The following is a 16,097-nucleotide window of genomic DNA, read 5'->3' as shown; positions in this document are numbered from 1 at the left end:
GACGGAGTGTCGCAAATATTGTGGCTTATCGTCGCAAGCGCGGCCGGCAGCTTGGTATACCATATCCCAGAAAGCAAGTCCTATCTTGGCGGGCCGCTGACAAAAAGTGCAGGATTCCTTCGGGTTTCCGGTATTGTGGTATATTCGGCCAAAACGAAAACGCCCGGCCGTGAGGCCGGGCGTCGTTCGCGAGAGGGCGTTGTGCGAGCGGGCTCAGACGCTCGATTGCGCGACCACGACCTTGCGCCAGGGCTTCAGCACCACGATCGCAAGCAGGGAGGCCAGGATGTTGGCGCCGGCCGCGAGGATGAACACGTTGTCCCAGTGGCCGGAGGTCTGCTGCACGTAGTTCGCGAGCGGCACCAGCAATGCGGCGGTGCCCTTGGCGGTGTAGAGCAGGCCGGCATTGGTGGTCGCGAACTTCGCGCCGAACGTGTCGGTGCAGGTCGAGGGGAACAGCGAGTAGATCTCGCCCCAGGCAAAGAACACGAAACCCGACAGGATCACGAACCAGATCGGATCCTGGCCCCAGAGATAGAGCATCCAGATGCCGATGCCTTCCATGCCGAAGGCGATGAACATCGTGTTCTCGCGGCCGATCATGTCGGAGATCCAGCCGAAGAACGGACGCGTCAGGCCGTTGAGCACGCGGTCGATGGTTGCCGCGAACGTCACCGCGGTCATGGTCATGCCGATCAGCGTGACCGGCACGGCGTCGACCTTCCAGTCGACCGCGATCGGCTTCAAATTCGCCGTCACCATCAAGCCGCCGGCGCCGACGATCACGAACATGAAGTACATCAACCAGAAGATCGGCTGACGCAAAACTTCGGTCGGCTGGTAGTTGCGCCGCGTCTGCGCGAGCGTCGCATTCTGAACCGCAGCAGGCACTTGTCCCGCCTTCGGCGCAATCAGGAAGAAGGCAAGAATGGCGACAATGATGCCTTGTCCGAGGCCGAAATAGAGGAAGGTGGTCTGGAAGCCACTGTCCTTGATCATGGCCTGGATCGGCGCGACGGTGAGCGCGGAGCCTGCACCAAAGCCGGCGGCCGTGATGCCCGCGGCAAGACCGCGCTTGTCGGGAAACCATTTCAGCGCATTGCCGACGCAGGTGCCGTAGACGCCGCCCGCGCCGATGCCCGCGATGATCATGCCGAGATAGTAGCCGTTGAGCGTGGTGGCCTCCGCGTTGATTGCCCAGCCGATCGCGCAGAGCACGCCGCCGACGAGCACGACGATGCGCGGACCGTATTTATCGACAAACCATCCTTCGACCGGCACGAGCCAGGTCTCGAACAAAACAAACAGAGTAAAGGCCCACTGGATCGAAGCGCGATCCCAGCCGAATTTCTTCTGGATGTCGGGGACGAAGAACGTCCAGCCATATTGGTAATTGGCGATCATCACCATGGCCGCTACGCCGATCGCCAGTTGCGCCCAGCGATATGTGTCGCTGACGCGCGCGGCTGCAGGAGCCGTTGTTGTTTGCACCATGTCCGTCATGAATCCTCCAATGAGCGCTTCTGTTTTTTGGAGCGAGCGTTGGCGGCATTCTTGTATTCATTATGCCAAGCATCAAGCGCGCGTCGGCCCATTGTGCGCTTATGACGCAACCTCGTTTGCGAGGCTGCGCAAATGTGCCGATTCCCAAATAGAAATGGCCCCGCAGAGCAGGGCCATTCTTCAAAAGTAGGAGTTCGCTGGTATTACAACCGCCGCGACAATTCGACGCGCCGGCTCTCGCCCTGGCCCTTACAGGCCGAAACGGGGCAGATCGCCGTTGTGGTTGGAGATCTCGGCGCTCGCCATCAGGAAGCGGTCGACGGCGGCCATGAAGCGGGCGAACAGCGAGGCGGAGGGCGCGAGCGCGACGGAAGCGGTCTTGGACATCGGAATTTCCTTTCTCGAGACGGTCAATAATGCTGTCTCATTTCGGAAGGCAATCTATGTATACCAGATGCCACTGTCCACGCACGCCATTGCATGGCAGCATTCGATCTGCCGCATTGCAGCATAATGCTTCGTCAAAGCGGGGCCGCTGAGGTCAAAAACCTGCCGTTTTGGGGCTCAAAGGCGCGGGAAACAGGCTCCGGGCCGCTACAGATCGGCTCTTGACCCGGCTCTTGGCACCGCAGTGCAAAACAGCTAGTGGTTCGCCCCCTTTTCCAAGCATCTTGCAGAGTGGTTCATGTCGAGCGCCTCGCCCGCCGTCTCGATCGGCATCGATTTTGGGACCAGCAACACCGTCGTCGCACTTGCGGTGGACGATCGCCGGGTCGAGGCGATCCGCTTCGACCATGGCGGACAACGCCACAGCACCTTCGTCTCGGCCCTGTGCTTCTGGGAAGACCGGCCGGGCGCCGGCGCCCAGGCCGAAGGCGGCCCGTGGGCGATCGAGCAGTTTCTCGAGGGACGCCATGTCTACCGCTTCCTGCAGTCGTTCAAGACCTTCGCGGCAAGCTCGAACTTCAACACCACCCAAGTGTTCCGGCAGCGCTTCAAGTTCGAGGATATTCTGGCGGCGTTCCTGCGGACGCTGGCGCGCCATGGCGGCGACAAGTTCGGCTTCGAGGCGGCCAACATCACGGTCGGCCGGCCCGTGCGCTTTGCCGGCGGCAATCCCGACGACGATCTGGCCATGCAGCGCTATCGCGCGGCGTTCGAGCGCCTCGGCGCCGGCCACGCGCGCTATGTCTATGAGCCCGTGGGCGCGGCGTTCTCCTTCGCCCGCCGGCTGGAGCGTGATGCCACAGTGCTGGTTGCGGATTTCGGCGGCGGCACCAGCGACTTCTCGGTGATGCGCTTCTCACGCGCGGGCGGCGTGTTGCGCGCCGAGCCGCTCGGACATGCCGGCATCGGCATTGCGGGGGATACGTTCGATTATCGCATCGTCGATCACGTCATCTCGCCGCGGCTCGGCAAAGGATCGAGCTTCCGCTCGTTCGACAAGCTGCTGCCGATCCCGAACAGTCACTATACCAACCTCGCGCGCTGGCATCAGCTCGCGCTGATGAAGAGCAACGGCGATCTCCGCGAGCTGCGGGAGCTTGCGCGCACTGCATTGGAGCCGGCGCTGCTCGAGGATTTCATCACCATCGTCGATTTTGATCTCGGCTTCTCGCTGTACCGCGCGGTGTCGGACGCCAAGGTCGCGCTGTCGGCCAAGGACGAGGTCGACTTCCGCTTCAGGGGAGGCGGTGTCGAGATCGGCTCGACCATCACACGGAAAAACTTCGACGCCTGGATTGCCGACGACATCGCCCGGCTAGGCGCCACGGTCGACAAGGTGCTGGGGGAAGCCGGCATCACCGCGCGCGAGGTGGAGAAGGTGTTCTTGACTGGCGGCACCTCATTCGTGCCGGCGGTGCGAAAACTGTTCGCAGACCGGTTCGGCAACGAGCGGCTGATGTCGGGCGACCAGTTCGAGTCGATCGCCTATGGCCTCGCGCTGATCGGACACAGTCCCGAGCCGGGCCGCTGGACCGCGGACGGTGGGCTCAAGTCGGGGGCAGGCGTATAGGGGCCGCAATGTTTCCACGTTGCGAAGCTTTGGCTTAAATCAATGGCGGTTGGCGTCCCTCGACCGTAAACCCTCTGAATCAATCGTCAGGGGAGATCAGTCATGTGGCGGTTCTCCAGCAAGATCCAATAGCGTGGCGGGCAAATCCATGCTGTCGTGCTCGCCGGTCTGAAATCCAAAGAGAGTTTACGAGATGCGCATGCCTTGTTGGATCATCCTGGCGGGCGCGACGATTCTCGGAGTCGTCCCGGCCTCGGCTCAACGCTACGATCCACGTTATCCGGTCTGTCTTCAATCGTGGCACCAGCGGGGCCTCATCGTCGTCGACTGCAGCTACACTTCGATGGATCAGTGCCGGGCGACGGCTTCGGGACTCTCGGCCATGTGCCTGGAGAACCCATATTGGCGGGGATCGCCTGGCCACAATACCCGACGACAGCAAGGCGGCGTCTATTAAAGCGCGATGACAACGAGCAGCTGATGTCGGGCGACCAGTTCGAGTCGATCGCCTGCGGCCTGGCGCTGATCGGACACAGTCCCGAGCTGAACCGCGGATGGCGGGCTCAAGCGGAAGGCGGGCGCGTGACCGCCCGCCTTCGCTTGCTCGACCTATGAGCTATTGCTTGATCTCCGGCTCCACGAGCCGCGCGAGGTTGCGCAGTGATTCCTGCCAGCCGAGATAGCAGGCTTCCGGCGGGATTGCGTCGGGAATGCCGGCCTGGGTGATATCGACCTCGGTGCCGACAAGGACTTTCTTCAGCGTCACCGTCACCTGGATTTCGCCCGGCAGATTGGGATCGTCGAACCTGTCGGTGTATCGGAGACGTTCGCCGGGGACGAGCTCGAGATATTCGCCGCCGAACGAATGGCCGTTGCCCGTCGTGAAGTTGCGGAACGACATCTTGAACGTGCCGTCGACCTTGGGCTCGAAGTGGTGCACGGTGCAGGTGAAGCCGTTCGGCGGCAGCCACTTTGCCAGCGCATCCGCCTCCAGGAAGGCGCGATAGACTTTCTCCGGGCTGGTGGCCAAAACGCGGTGCAGGCGTACGGTGCTAGGCATGGTCGTTATTCCCTTCGAACTGATGGGCTCGACGTTATCGTCTGTTGCCCATTCATGCACCGAGGACGAACGAGATGCCGCCGATCCGACACGGCATCGCAGATTTTAGAGCCGCCGGAACCGGCGGCTTCGCTTATTGCCTGGCCGATCCGCGGCTCATCGCGTCCAGTCTTCACCTGCACACAACGTTCCCATGCAACCCTGGACGTTGAGATTGCCTGACGGCAGCAAGGTCACCGTGCTCGCGTAGGTCTTGCCGTCGTCGGCATTGTAGATCCGGCCCGACCATTTATTGGCGCCGGCCGTCTGCATGTTGATGAAGAGGGAGATGCCGACGATCTTTCGGCCGCGCAGCGCCGGATCGGAATTGTGATCGTCGAGCTGCGGCTTTCCCGTCTTCTTATCCAGCGGATCTTTCAGCCAGACGACCCGGCCGCACAGTGCATTGCCGCAACGGCTCACCTTGATCTTCGCATCGCCAGACTGTGTCAGCCAGACGCCGGCGGGCTCGCTGGCCGTTGCGGCTTTGGCATCTCCAAGCGGCGAGATGGACAACAGGGCTGCGAGCACGTGCCGGACGAGGGTGGAACGCATGGGGGCTCCATATTGGATCAATTATCATGAATTATTTCATGATAAACGATCAATATATCGCGCTTAAGGTTGAGTCAAGCTGAGGGAACAGGCATACTGGCCCCCGTAGATGACCCTTGCATTGCGGAGTAGCTGGAGATGGTTGTGGTGGGGACGTCGGTGCGCGAGGCCCGGCAGCGCTGGTTTCGACGCCTCGATCTTGCGTTCTGGATGATCTGGGCGGCATTCCCGGTGGTGATATGGCTTGCCTATCGCCACAACACGACCGCCTCCGCGTCGATTGCGGCCAGCCTCAGTCCCGAGCAGGCGAAATGCGCGGGCATCGTCACCAACCCGCTCGACATGTCGCCCCAGGGGCAGATGCTGTTCTGGACGTTATTCTTGTTTCAGCTGTCGTTCTTTGCCGTGTTCACCGGCATCCTCCACCGCATGGTGCATCGTTTCGCGCGCGGCCGGATCTTCGTGGCGGAGACGCTTCAGGGCATGTGGTGGATGGGGATCATTCTGGTGATCTGGCCGTTCATTGACCTGATCACCAGCAACGCGGTGGCCTATGCCTTGCACGAGATCGGCGACATCAAGTTCTTCCTGCCGTCCTATAACGTGGACATCGGCACGATCGCAGGCGGCGTGTTTCTGATGGCGCTCAAATTCGTCATCGAGCACGCCATCCTGCTGCAGTCGGAAAACGAACTGACGATCTGAGGTGAATGCTGGTGCCGATCGTCGTGAACCTCGATGTCATGCTTGCGAAGCGGAAGCGCCGCCTCGGTGACCTCGCCGACGCAATTGGCATTTCCATCCAGAACCTGTCGATCCTGAAGACCGGCAAGGCGAGAGCGATGCGCTTCTCGACCCTGGCCGCGATCTGCCGCGAACTTGACTGCCAGCCCGGAGACATCCTCGAGTATGTCGCGGGCGAGGAGAGCGATCGGGATGCAGCCGAGGGGAGCTGAGCTCTCTCCGGCCAGGCGGCAGCAGCAAACTCGAGGCCTCCCCGGCCGGACGCGCCCGGATCGTGCACGGTTCTAGCACGATCGAAGCCACAATTCCGCTATCGTTCCTCGCTCAACTTCCGCGCGAAATCAGGGGCTCCATTGCGCAAGATACTTTGGGCATTCGCCATCGCGATTCTTTGTCTTGGCTCAGCCGCCAGGGCCGCGGGCATTCAGCTTCTCCAATCGGACCCGGCGCTGTCAGGCGCGATCTGGTACCCTTGCGCCGCGGAGCCGACGCATGTGGCGCTTGGCAATCTTTCGGTCGGCGCCGATTTCGACCTGAAGGGCGTGAAGGATTGTCCGGTCACGGGCGCAAAACTTCCCCTCATCATCTTCTCGCACGGCCGCGGCGGATTTTTCGGCCAGCAGCACGATACGGCGGAGGCGCTGGCCGACGCCGGCTTCGTCGTCGCGGCGATCAATCATCCGGGCGATACGTTTAGCGACTCCTCGCGGCGCGACACGCTGTCCGTCTGGGGATCGCGCCCGGCGGACATCGTGCGCCTGCTCGATTTTATGCTGAAGGGACTGGAAGGACAGGGCGGTGATCGATCCCGTCAAGGTCGGCTTCTTTGGTTTCTCGCTCGGAAGTGCAACCGGCTTTGTGCTGATGGGCGTCAAGCCGGACTTCGCGCGGATCGCCAGCTTCTGCAAGGAGACGACCGGGGCGTGCGCAGAGCTGCACAATGGCGATACGCCGCCTGCGCCCATTCAGGATGCGCGCATCCGCACCGCTGTGATCGTCGATCCTGCACCGGGCGTCCTGACGCGGGAGAACCTCGCTGTCGTCAAGGTGCCGTTCCAGTTCTGGCGGTCGCAATTCGGGGGCCCCGGCGTCGGCGACGGCTCAGGGACCGCGCGGGTCGCGGAGGGGCTACCCGGCAAGCCCGAGATTCATGTCGTGCCGGCCGGTCATTTCGCCTTCCTCGCACCTTGCTCGGCCGAGCTCGCGGCCGCCATCCCGCGCATCTGCACCGATACGCCGGCGGGATTCGACAGGGTAGGCTTTCACCGCGAGTTCAACGCGGCGGTGGTGAAGTACTTTCATGAGCAGCTCGCGGGTGGAGAACGCTGAGCGCTCAGCTGAGATTGATGCGGCGCGAGGCGCGGTCAATGGAGATCTTGCCCGCGCCTTCGACAAGTGGCGCCTTCAGCAGCGCAATCTTCCGGTCAAGGTGCCACACCTCGACATTGCCGCGCAACGCGAACCGCTCCGCATGGACGAGTGCGGCGGCATCGGAGGTCGCCTCGAAGGCCTCGGCCGATTGGAACACGCCGTTCGCTCCGACGAGATAAGCGCGATACTGCAGCGTCATGTCGGCGCCCTCAGACCCGGAGAGCTGAGCCATGCGTCGATCTGGATGGCCGTCTCGTCCTGCTGTGCCCTGCGCAGCAAATTCTCGCGGCGCTGACTGGGAGGAAGTGTGCGGGCCTCCTCCCGCAGGTGTCCGATGTCGTCGGTCAGCCGCTGCCTGAGAGTTTGGGTTGGCTTGCCAATGTGACGCCGTTCCATGAGGCCGCTCCCTTCCTGGAATGGGCGGGAGCGCAATCGGCGTTCTCATCACCGGTAGATGCCACGAGCCGGCCGGTGATGACGGACCCTAGCATGAATCTGCGCGATGTATGTCCAGAAGGATACGCTGATTGCCGGGAACTCCTGATGACGCTGGCGCTGCTGCAGCAGTTCCTTGCGCAGAGCGCTTCGCATCGTCGCGCGGGTGCGTTTGTCGATGTGACGCGACAACAGAGGCTCGCGAAGGCTCGTCCGCCTTGCGCTGGCCGACCTCAAGGGTTGAGTCCTCAAACCCGCGAAGGTTCCGAGGATGCCCCGGGCGCCATTAAATCCGGCTGAAGCCTTGCTAATGTCGATGGTGAGGTATACCTTGGAGCTGTTCGTTCAGCCGCTGTGCCTTGTTGAATGTGCCCGCGGGCTCCTTTTCCATAGACATCGACGAATTGAATCGGTCCTGCGTGAGCGTCACGCGGAATGCGCGTTTGTGCGCTTTGGAGAAGAGAAATGGCAACAGGTACAGTAAAGTGGTTTAATGGCCAGAAAGGCTTTGGATTCATTCAGCCCGACGACGGCGGCAACGATGTGTTCGTTCACATCAGCGCGGTCGAGCGGGCAGGTCTTGCAGGTCTCGCCGAGGGCCAGAAGGTGAACTTCGAGGCCAAGACCGACAAGATGCGGGGCAAGGTCAGCGCTGAGAATCTCTCGCTGGCTTGACCTCTATAGTGCCGTTTCACGGATGTACTGAAACGGCCATGCGACCCGCTCGATCCCTGGATTGAGCGGGTTTTGTCCGTTCCAGAACAGGGTGAGGGATGAGCGCCAAGAAATCGGCAGAACCGACACCCGAAGGCATCGCGCGTTTGGGCCGTCAGCGCCTCGCCGCTGAAGAAGGCGCGCGGGCGATGGCGGATGCCGAAAAGCAGTCCATCGACATTCGCAAGAACATGGTGAGACTTCGCGAGCTGCGCGAGGCCAAGGAAGCGGCTGACGCCACGCTTCGCGCGGCGCTGCCGGCCCCCGCGCCGAAGAAGCGCGCGAGGAAGCTGCCGCAATAGGCGACTTCGACGCTGCCGACGAAAATCTGGAGAGGGGCCGGTCACATGCCTGAGAGTGCGGATCGTGCCGAGAGTTAAGCCGGACGGCGGCGGCACAATCACCTTTTTTCTCGCGCTCGGCGCCGGCCGACAGATGTGCCGGCTTGCGACCAATTTTCAGACCCAGAAACAGGCTTTCAGCTATCTCCAGAAGTACCGGACCGAGTTCGAGCGCATTGCGCGGGAGCGTCTGGCATCAGGGGAGCTTGAGGACGGGATCGTCGTACTGTCGATGCTTTAGAGGCTCTCTGGTTCGCCAGGGTCCGGCCCTCTTCATCGACGGGGAGTGCTTGTCCGTCCCTGATGTCGAAATAATAATGCGGCATCAGCATTGCCTCATTCGCGGTGAGTTCGCTCTCTGGCCTCTCGGGCCAGTCGCTCTGCCTTCAGGCGCTCGCGATTTTCGTGAAGGGATTGTTGCGTCTTCGCGTAGTCGCTTATCTCCTTCTTGATTTCGACCGGCTTGAATGCCCTGTTGGCGTCGCGCAGGGCCCTGGACGCGGGGGGATCTTTCATCATTTTTGACCTCGATGTGGCTGGCTGGACGGGTGCGATCTCGAAAGGCGCCGGATCAGGCGTTTCCCGCTCACGGTCGGTGGTGATCGACCCTGTCGTCGGCGGTGCGCGATTGCGCAGACCCACCGGTGCGGGAACAACTTGGCGCTATTCTGTCTGTTCCTGCCGGGTCTAGTTAATTCGGCACCATCGCGTGAGGGCGAGGGGGCAACACCATCTCGGATGATCAGACTTTGCCCCTGTTTTGCCCGACGTGTCAAATATTTTTCTAAAAATACGAAATTGCTTGTTGGCCAAGGGGTTGGCTACTGTGCATGGGGTTGTTTTTCAGTTTTGGTTTTGGTCTGCGACCGCACGGCCTCTCTAACGCAAAAAGGGCCGCCTCGATGGGCGGCCCTTTCGTCTCACGCGTTGTGCTTTCGCTTATTCAGCGGCCTGCTTCTGCGGCGGGTCGAGCGCGCCGGACTTGTGGATCTCGGCGACCTGGTGATCGCTGAAGCCGAGCACCGAGCGCAGGATCTCGTCGGTGTGCTCGCCGAGCAGCGGGGAGCGCTCCACGTCGCTCGGGGAGTCCGACAGCTTGATCGGGTTGCCGACTGAAATGTACTTGCCGCGGGTGGGGTGATCGACCTCGACCACCGTGCCGGTGGCGCGCAGCGACTGGTCTTCCGCGATCTCCTTCATCGACAGGATCGGGCCGCAGGGGATGTCGTCCTTGTTGAGGATTTCCATCGCCTCGAACTTGGTCTTCGTCATCGTCCACCGCTCGATGCGGGCGAAGATCTCGTTCAGCCGCGGCAGGCGGGCCGCCGGTTTGGCGTAGTTCGGATCGGTCTTCCAGGTGGGCTCGCCGATCACGTCGCAGATCTTCTCCCAGACCGGGGCCTGGGTGATGAAGTAGATGTAGGCGTTGGGATCGGTCTCAAAACCCTTGCACTTCAGGATGCGGCCGGGCTGGCCACCGCCGGAATCGTTGCCGGCACGCGGCACCGCATCGCCGAACGGAATGCCTTCGCCGAACTGGCTGTATTCCTTCAAGGGGCCGTGGGCGAGGCGCTGCTGGTCGCGCAGCTTGACGCGCGCAAGGTTGAGCACGCCGTCCTGCATCGCAGCGGTGACGCGCTGGCCCTTGCCCGAATGGGTGCGGTGATAGAGCGCGGTGACGATGCCGAGCGCGAGATGCAGGCCGGTGCCGCTGTCGCCGATCTGCGCGCCGGTGACGAGCGGAAGTCCATCACGGAAGCCGGTGGTGGAAGCGGCGCCGCCGGTGCACTGCGCGACGTTCTCATAAACCTTGCAGTCTTCATACGGTCCGGGACCAAAACCCTTGATCGAGGCGACGATCATCTTCGGGTTGATCGCCTGGATCTTCTCCCAGGGAAAGCCCATGCGGTCGAGCACGCCGGGGCCGAAGTTCTCGACCAGCACGTCGCACTTCTTGATCAACTCGGTGAGGACTTCCTTGCCCTTGGGGTTCTTGGTGTCGAGCGTGATCGAGCGCTTGTTGTGGTTCAGCATGGTGAAATACAGGCTGTCCACGTTCGGGATGTCCTGCAGCTGGCCGCGGGTGATGTCACCCACGCCCGGGCGTTCCACCTTGATCACGTCGGCGCCGAACCATGCGAGCAGCTGCGTGCAGGTCGGTCCGGACTGGACGTGGGTGAAATCGAGAATGCGAACGCCCTCGAGCGCCTTGGTCATTGTGTTGCTCCGTACTCTGTGTCTGCCCCTGCTACCACAGGGAATAAAGGGTTGAAGGGGAGGACTTACTTTTTCTTCTGCAGAACGCTCTGCGGATTGAGGTTGCCGATGCGGCCGCTCTCCGAGCCCGCGGCCGGATCGATCACCGCGTTGATGAGCGTCGGCTTGCGTGAAGCCATCGCCTCGTTGACGGCGCGCTTGAGCTCGTCGGGCGAGGTGGCGTTCACGCCGACGCCGCCGAAGGCTTCCATCATCTTGTCGTAGCGCGCGCCCTTGACGAACACCGTCGTCGCCGGGTCGGCGTTGACGCTGTTGACGTCGGTGCCGCGATAGATGCCGTCATTGTTGAAGATGACGACGCAGATCGGAAGGTTGTAGCGGCAGATGGTCTCGACCTCCATGCCGGAGAAGCCGAACGCGCTGTCGCCTTCCACCGCGAGCACGGGGTGACCGGTCTCGAGCGCAGCCGCAATCGCCTGGCCCATGCCGATGCCCATCACGCCCCAGGTGCCGACGTCGAGACGCTTGCGTGGGCGGTACATGTCGATGACGCCGCGGGCGAGGTCGAGGGTGTTGGCGCCTTCATTGACGAGGATCGCCTCGGGGTGATCCTTGATGACGTTCTTCAGCACGCCAAGCGCGCCGTGATAATCCATCGGCGACTTGTTGTTCATGAGCTTCGGCGCCATCTTGGCGACGTTCTCATCGCGCTTGGACACGATGGCCTTGGTCCATTCCGCCGGCGGAGCAGTCCAGCCCGCTCCCATCGCCTGATTGAAGGCGGAGACGACCGAGCCGATGTCGCCGACGACGGGCGCGACGATCTCGACGTTGGAGTCCATTTCCCTTGGCTCGATGTCGACCTGGATGAACTTCTTCGGGGATTCGCCCCAGCTCTTGCCCTTGCCGTGCGAGAGCAGCCAGTTCAGCCGCGCGCCGATCAGCATGACGACGTCGGAATCCTTCAGCACCGTCGAACGCGCCGCACCGGCGCACTGCGGATGCGTGTCGGGGAGCAGGCCCTTGGCCATGCTCATCGGCAGGAACGGCACGCCGCTCTTTTCGACGAAGTTTTTGATCTCTTCATCGGCCTGTGCATAGGCCGCGCCCTTGCCGAGGATGATGAGCGGACGCTTTGCGGCCTTGAGCACGTCGAGCGCGCGCTTGACCGAAGCGGGCGAGGGGATCTGCGCCGGAGCTGCGTCGATCACCTTGACCAGCGACTTCTGGCCGGCCTCGGCGTTCATCACCTGGCCGAACAGCTTTGCCGGCAGGTCGAGATAGACGCCGCCCGGACGGCCCGAGACTGCGGCGCGGATGGCGCGGGCGAAGCCGATGCCGATGTCCTGGGCGTGCAGCACGCGATAGGCCGCCTTGCACAGCGGCTTGGCGATCGCAAGCTGGTCCATCTCTTCGTAGTCGCCCTGCTGGAGATCGACGATCTCGCGCTCGGAGGAGCCCGAGACCAGGATCATCGGGTAGCAGTTGGTGGTGGCGTGCGCGAGCGCAGTGAGGCCGTTGAGGAAGCCGGGCGCGGACACCGTGAGGCAGACGCCGGGCTTCTTGGTCAGATAGCCGGCGATGCCTGCGGCGTAACCGGCGTTCTGCTCGTGGCGGAAGGAGATCACGCGAATGCCTTCGGCCTGCGCCATGCGGCCCAAATCCGTGATCGGGATGCCCGGCACATTATAGATGGTGTTGATGCCGTTCAGCTTGAGCGCGTCGATGACGAGATGGAAGCCATCCGTCAGTTCCTGCTCGGTGCCCGGTGCTTCGGACTTGGTCGCGGTGTTCAGCATGGGCCTTGTCTCCCTGGTCTCAAGATGCCGTTTAGGCTTTGGGGGGCGAGTGCTTCGCCCTTCTGGTGAAGGTTGCTAGGTGAAGAGTTCCTGGCCGTGCGCTTCGACGTAAGCGGCAAGGCCAAGGGTGTGGTCGCGGGCGCGCTTCTCGGCGAGCTCGGTGTCGCGTGCCTCGAGCGCTTCGATCATGCCGAGATGCTCGGGCAGCGACGTCGCGGTGCGGTCCTTGCGTCCGATCGTCAGCTGGCGATAGCCGCGCACGTGCAACAGAAGATCGTTGGTGAGATCGACCAGCACCGGCGATTCCGACAACGAGATCAGCGCCTGGTGGAAGGCGATGTTGGCGCGCGAGTATTCTTCGACGTGATCCTCGGGCAGGCGGTCCTTGCCGAAATCCTTGAAGAAGTCGCGCAGCGCCGAGATGTCTTTCTTGCGCGCGGTGGTGGTGATGAGGCGCGCCGCCATGCTCTCCAGCGCCGCCCAGGCGCGGATCATGTCGACGATCTCGCTCTTGGTCCGGCGCACCACCATGATGCCACGGCGCGGCACGGTCTTCACGAAACCGTCCTGCTCGAGCATCGCGATCGCTTCGCGGATCGGCGTGCGGCTGACACCCAGGCGTTCCGACAACGCGCGCTCGTCGAGCATCACCGGCTCGGGCGTCGAGTAGATGTCCATCTTGAGGATGGCTTCCTTCAAGGCGTCATACGCCTTGTTCTTGAAGCTGCTCTCCGGGGCAATACGAACGATTGCGATGTCTGCCTCGGCCATGTTCGGCAACGCCTTGGTTGGTTTCCGCAGTGACACGACGATTCTCCTCCAGTGGGAGTCGTCTTTTACAGGAATATTGCTGGAAAGTTTTTGGCATACCACATGCCAGAATGTCAAGCTGGCTATTTTTTGCGGCGTTCTAAGTGGCGCTCTGACTTGACAAGTTGGCTTCTGGCATACCAAATGCCATCGCTAGCCATTTTTGATCCAAGCTGACGGAGTAATCAAGGGCATTTCGCCGCTCCGTTCCGCAGCGCGGAACAAAGCGCAGCGATGGCAAGTATCACGGGCAGGCGCATCACGCGCGCTTTGCAAAGCAAGAACTGAAGGTCAAGGGAGAAGCCTATGTCCAATTCCAAAGACGTCGTCCGCAAGGTCCTTGACCAGGTCAAGGCCGACAACCGCACCAGCCTGACCGCCCCGGAAGGCAAGGTGGTCTGCGACGCCTACGGCATTCCGGTGCCGAAAGAGGGCGTGGCGAAGTCGGCCGGCGAGGCCGGCAAGATGGCGTCCGCGATGGGCTTTCCGGTGGTGATGAAAATCGTCTCGCCGGACATTCTCCACAAGACCGAGGCCGGCGGCGTCATCGTCGGCGTCAAGACGGCACAGGATGCCGAGAAGGCCTACGAGACCATTCTCGGCAACGCCAAGAAGTACAAGGCCGATGCCAAGATCGAGGGCATCCAGGTGCAGCAGATGCTGGCCGGCGGCACCGAAGTCATCGTCGGCTCGATCACCGACGGCTCGTTTGGCAAGCTGGTCGCTTTCGGCCTCGGCGGCGTGCTTGTCGAAGTGCTGAAGGACATCACCTTCCGCCTCGCGCCCGCGACCAGGGAAGACGCGCTCTCGATGCTCGACGGCATCCAGGCGCACGAGATTCTGAAGGGCGTTCGCGGCGGCGAGCCGGTGAACCGCACGGCGCTCGCCGACGTCATCGTCAAGGTCTCGCAGCTCGTCACTGATTTCCCTGAGATGGTCGAGCTCGACCTCAATCCTGTCTTCGCCACCGCAAAGGACGCCATTGCAGCCGACGTGCGCGTCGTCGTCGACTTCGCCTACAAGCCCAAGCCGAAGCCGCGCCCGACCGACGAGATCGTCGCGGCAATGAGCCGCATCATGCAGCCGAAGGCGGTCGCCGTGGTCGGCGCCTCCGCGGAGGATGGCAAGATCGGCAACTCCGTGATGAAGAACCTCATCAATGGCGGCTACAAAGGCGAGATCTACCCGATCCATCCCAAGGCCCCCGAGATCCTCGGCTACAAGGCGTACAAGAGCGTCAAGGACGTGCCGGGCGTCATCGACACCGCGGTGTTTGCGATCCCCGCGAAGTTTGTGGCCGCGGCACTCACCGAATGCGGCGAGAAGAAGATCCCGGGCGCGGTGCTGATCCCGTCTGGCTTCGCCGAAGCCGGCGCGCCGGAGCTGCAGGCCGAGATCGTCGAAGTCGGCAAGAAGTATGACATCCGCCTGATGGGGCCGAACATCTACGGCTTCTATTATACGCCCGCCAATCTCTGCGCGACCTTCTGCACCGCCTATGACGTCAAGGGCCACGCGGCTCTGTCGTCGCAGTCGGGCGGTATCGGCATGGCCATCATCGGTTTTTCGCGCTCGGCGAAAATGGGTGTGTCGGCGATCGTCGGCCTCGGCAACAAGTCCGACATCGACGAAGACGATCTGCTTGCCTTCTTCGAGCAGGATCCGAACACGAACCTGATCGCGCAGCACTGCGAAGACCTCAAGGACGGTCGCGCTTTTGCCGAAGCCGCCAAGCGCGTCTCCAAGAAGAAGCCGGTGATCGTGCTCAAGGCCGGCCGCACCTCGGCCGGCGCGAAGGCGGCTTCGTCGCACACCGGCGCGCTCGCTGGTAACGACAAGATCTACGAGGACGTGCTGGCGCAGTCCGGCGTGATCCGCGCCCGCAGCTTGCGTCAGCTGCTGGAATTCGCCCGCGGCGTGCCGGTGCTGCCGACGCCGAAGGGTGAGAACGTGCTGATCATCACCGGTGCGGGTGGCTCGGGCGTGCTGCTGTCGGACTCCTGCGTCGACAACGGCCTGTCGCTGATGTCGATGCCGCCGGATCTGGATGCGGCCTTCCGCAAGTTCATCCCGCCGTTCGGCGCGGCCGGAAATCCTGTGGATATCACTGGCGGCGAGCCGCCGATCACCTACGTCAACACGGTGAAGCTCGGTTTGACGGACGAGCGCATCCACTCGCTGATCCTCGGCTACTGGCACACCATCGTCACGCCGCCGATGGTGTTCGCCCGCAACATGGTCGAGGTGAAGAAGGAGATGGAGGCCAAGGGCTTCGTGAAGCCGATCGTGGCCTCGCTCGCCGGCGACGTCGAGGTCGAGGAAGCCGCCGAATATCTCTACCAGAACGGCATCCCGGCCTATGCCTATTCGACCGAGCTGCCGGTCGAGGTGCTCGGCGCCAAGTACAAGTGGGCGCGCGGCGCGGGCCTGCTCTGAGCGTAAACTCTCCTGTCATCCCGGGGCGGCGCGAAGCGTCGAACCCGGGATCTCGA

Annotated in this window: 20 protein-coding genes and 1 pseudogene; 11 read left to right on the top strand and 10 right to left on the bottom strand. The window is 62.5% G+C overall.

All coding sequences use genetic code 11. The annotated features are described in order from the left end of the window. Window positions 1-213: 213 nt before the first annotated feature. Window positions 214-1,503, bottom strand: coding sequence for an oxalate/formate MFS antiporter (gene oxlT / locus JJC00_RS26345; protein WP_200468786.1), 1,290 nt, complete (start codon window positions 1,501-1,503; stop codon window positions 214-216). A gap of 249 nt (window positions 1,504-1,752) precedes the next feature. Then, on the bottom strand, window positions 1,753-1,890 hold the full coding sequence (locus tag JJC00_RS26340) for a hypothetical protein (RefSeq protein ID WP_164938782.1): 138 nt from the start codon (window positions 1,888-1,890) through the stop codon (window positions 1,753-1,755). A 298-nt stretch (window positions 1,891-2,188) separates the two neighbouring features. Between JJC00_RS26340 and JJC00_RS26335 the strand changes: the two genes are divergently transcribed. The 3 genes from JJC00_RS26335 to JJC00_RS26325 all read left to right on the top strand — a co-directional run bounded on the left by JJC00_RS26335 (window position 2,189) and on the right by JJC00_RS26325 (window position 4,135). Continuing rightward, complete coding sequence (locus JJC00_RS26335; RefSeq protein ID WP_200468785.1) at window positions 2,189-3,520, top strand: Hsp70 family protein; 1,332 nt, start codon at window positions 2,189-2,191, stop codon at window positions 3,518-3,520. 193 nt (window positions 3,521-3,713) lie between these two features. Then, complete coding sequence (locus JJC00_RS26330; RefSeq protein WP_200468784.1) at window positions 3,714-3,977, top strand: DUF3551 domain-containing protein; 264 nt, start codon at window positions 3,714-3,716, stop codon at window positions 3,975-3,977. Beyond that, a complete protein-coding gene (locus JJC00_RS26325; protein WP_200474374.1) occupies window positions 3,923-4,135 on the top strand; it encodes a hypothetical protein in 213 nt (70 codons plus the stop codon). Before JJC00_RS26330 ends, JJC00_RS26325 begins: the two co-directional genes overlap by 55 nt. 1 nt (window position 4,136) lies before the next feature. Here the strand turns inward: JJC00_RS26325 and JJC00_RS26320 are convergent, their stop codons facing one another. Continuing rightward, the gene (locus tag JJC00_RS26320; protein ID WP_200468783.1) at window positions 4,137-4,580 is read right to left on the bottom strand and encodes an SRPBCC family protein; all 444 of its coding nucleotides are present in this window, start codon (window positions 4,578-4,580) and stop codon (window positions 4,137-4,139) included. A gap of 156 nt (window positions 4,581-4,736) precedes the next feature. Beyond that, window positions 4,737-5,174 carry a DUF2147 domain-containing protein gene (locus JJC00_RS26315; protein ID WP_200468782.1) on the bottom strand — a complete coding sequence of 146 codons (438 nt, stop codon included), beginning with the start codon at window positions 5,172-5,174 and terminating at the stop codon, window positions 4,737-4,739. Between the two features lie 138 nt (window positions 5,175-5,312). Between JJC00_RS26315 and JJC00_RS26310 the strand changes: the two genes are divergently transcribed. From JJC00_RS26310 to JJC00_RS38295, 4 genes and pseudogenes are all read left to right on the top strand, one after another. Continuing rightward, window positions 5,313-5,879 carry a DUF2975 domain-containing protein gene (locus JJC00_RS26310; protein ID WP_200468781.1) on the top strand — a complete coding sequence of 189 codons (567 nt, stop codon included), beginning with the start codon at window positions 5,313-5,315 and terminating at the stop codon, window positions 5,877-5,879. Window positions 5,880-5,884: 5 nt separating this feature from the next. After that, complete coding sequence (locus JJC00_RS26305) at window positions 5,885-6,130, top strand: helix-turn-helix domain-containing protein (RefSeq protein ID WP_200468780.1); 246 nt, start codon at window positions 5,885-5,887, stop codon at window positions 6,128-6,130. Between the two features lie 282 nt (window positions 6,131-6,412). Continuing rightward, window positions 6,413-6,544 (top strand): annotated as a pseudogene (locus JJC00_RS38785) (alpha/beta hydrolase family protein); the annotation flags it as partial. Window positions 6,545-6,716: 172 nt separating this feature from the next. Beyond that, window positions 6,717-7,247 (top strand): alpha/beta hydrolase family protein, encoded by a 531-nt coding sequence (locus tag JJC00_RS38295; RefSeq protein ID WP_246773924.1) that lies wholly within the window; start codon window positions 6,717-6,719, stop codon window positions 7,245-7,247. Between the two features lie 4 nt (window positions 7,248-7,251). On the opposite strand, the gene JJC00_RS26295 is transcribed toward JJC00_RS38295, so the two are convergent. Together JJC00_RS26295 and JJC00_RS26290 are read right to left on the bottom strand one after the other, a co-directional pair. Beyond that, a complete protein-coding gene (locus JJC00_RS26295; RefSeq protein WP_200474373.1) occupies window positions 7,252-7,521 on the bottom strand; it encodes a hypothetical protein in 270 nt (89 codons plus the stop codon). Window positions 7,522-7,733: 212 nt separating this feature from the next. After that, complete coding sequence (locus tag JJC00_RS26290; RefSeq protein WP_200468779.1) at window positions 7,734-7,916, bottom strand: hypothetical protein; 183 nt, start codon at window positions 7,914-7,916, stop codon at window positions 7,734-7,736. A gap of 273 nt (window positions 7,917-8,189) precedes the next feature. Here JJC00_RS26290 and JJC00_RS26285 point away from each other — a divergent pair, with 273 nt between their 5' ends. From JJC00_RS26285 to JJC00_RS26275, 3 genes are all read left to right on the top strand, one after another. After that, on the top strand, window positions 8,190-8,399 hold the full coding sequence (locus tag JJC00_RS26285) for a cold-shock protein (protein ID WP_200468778.1): 210 nt from the start codon (window positions 8,190-8,192) through the stop codon (window positions 8,397-8,399). 98 nt (window positions 8,400-8,497) lie between these two features. Continuing rightward, window positions 8,498-8,740: a transcriptional regulator gene (locus JJC00_RS26280; RefSeq protein WP_200468777.1), complete on the top strand. Its 243-nt coding sequence runs from the start codon at window positions 8,498-8,500 to the stop codon at window positions 8,738-8,740. Between the two features lie 55 nt (window positions 8,741-8,795). Further along, a complete protein-coding gene (locus JJC00_RS26275) occupies window positions 8,796-9,020 on the top strand; it encodes a hypothetical protein (RefSeq protein ID WP_200468776.1) in 225 nt (74 codons plus the stop codon). A 95-nt stretch (window positions 9,021-9,115) separates the two neighbouring features. On the opposite strand, the gene JJC00_RS26270 is transcribed toward JJC00_RS26275, so the two are convergent. The 4 genes from JJC00_RS26270 to JJC00_RS26255 all read right to left on the bottom strand — a co-directional run bounded on the left by JJC00_RS26270 (window position 9,116) and on the right by JJC00_RS26255 (window position 13,566). Next, window positions 9,116-9,298, bottom strand: coding sequence for a hypothetical protein (locus tag JJC00_RS26270; protein ID WP_200468775.1), 183 nt, complete (start codon window positions 9,296-9,298; stop codon window positions 9,116-9,118). Between the two features lie 420 nt (window positions 9,299-9,718). Continuing rightward, window positions 9,719-10,996: a formyl-CoA transferase gene (gene frc, locus JJC00_RS26265; protein ID WP_200468774.1), complete on the bottom strand. Its 1,278-nt coding sequence runs from the start codon at window positions 10,994-10,996 to the stop codon at window positions 9,719-9,721. A 65-nt stretch (window positions 10,997-11,061) separates the two neighbouring features. Further along, window positions 11,062-12,795, bottom strand: a complete 1,734-nt coding sequence (oxc, locus tag JJC00_RS26260) for an oxalyl-CoA decarboxylase (protein WP_200468773.1) — start codon at window positions 12,793-12,795, stop codon at window positions 11,062-11,064. A gap of 75 nt (window positions 12,796-12,870) precedes the next feature. Then, window positions 12,871-13,566 carry a GntR family transcriptional regulator gene (locus tag JJC00_RS26255; RefSeq protein WP_188099312.1) on the bottom strand — a complete coding sequence of 232 codons (696 nt, stop codon included), beginning with the start codon at window positions 13,564-13,566 and terminating at the stop codon, window positions 12,871-12,873. Between the two features lie 345 nt (window positions 13,567-13,911). On the opposite strand from JJC00_RS26255, the gene JJC00_RS26250 reads away from it, so the two are divergent. After that, window positions 13,912-16,041, top strand: a complete 2,130-nt coding sequence (locus JJC00_RS26250) for an acetate--CoA ligase family protein (protein WP_200468772.1) — start codon at window positions 13,912-13,914, stop codon at window positions 16,039-16,041. The last annotated feature ends 56 nt before the right edge of the window (window positions 16,042-16,097 follow it).

Origin of the sequence: Bradyrhizobium diazoefficiens, from assembly GCF_016616885.1 — a bacterium.
GTDB classification, from domain to species: Bacteria; Pseudomonadota; Alphaproteobacteria; order Rhizobiales; family Xanthobacteraceae; genus Bradyrhizobium; species Bradyrhizobium diazoefficiens_F.
Note: the sequence above shows the minus strand (reverse complement) of the source record. Positions and strands in the feature narration are given on the sequence as shown.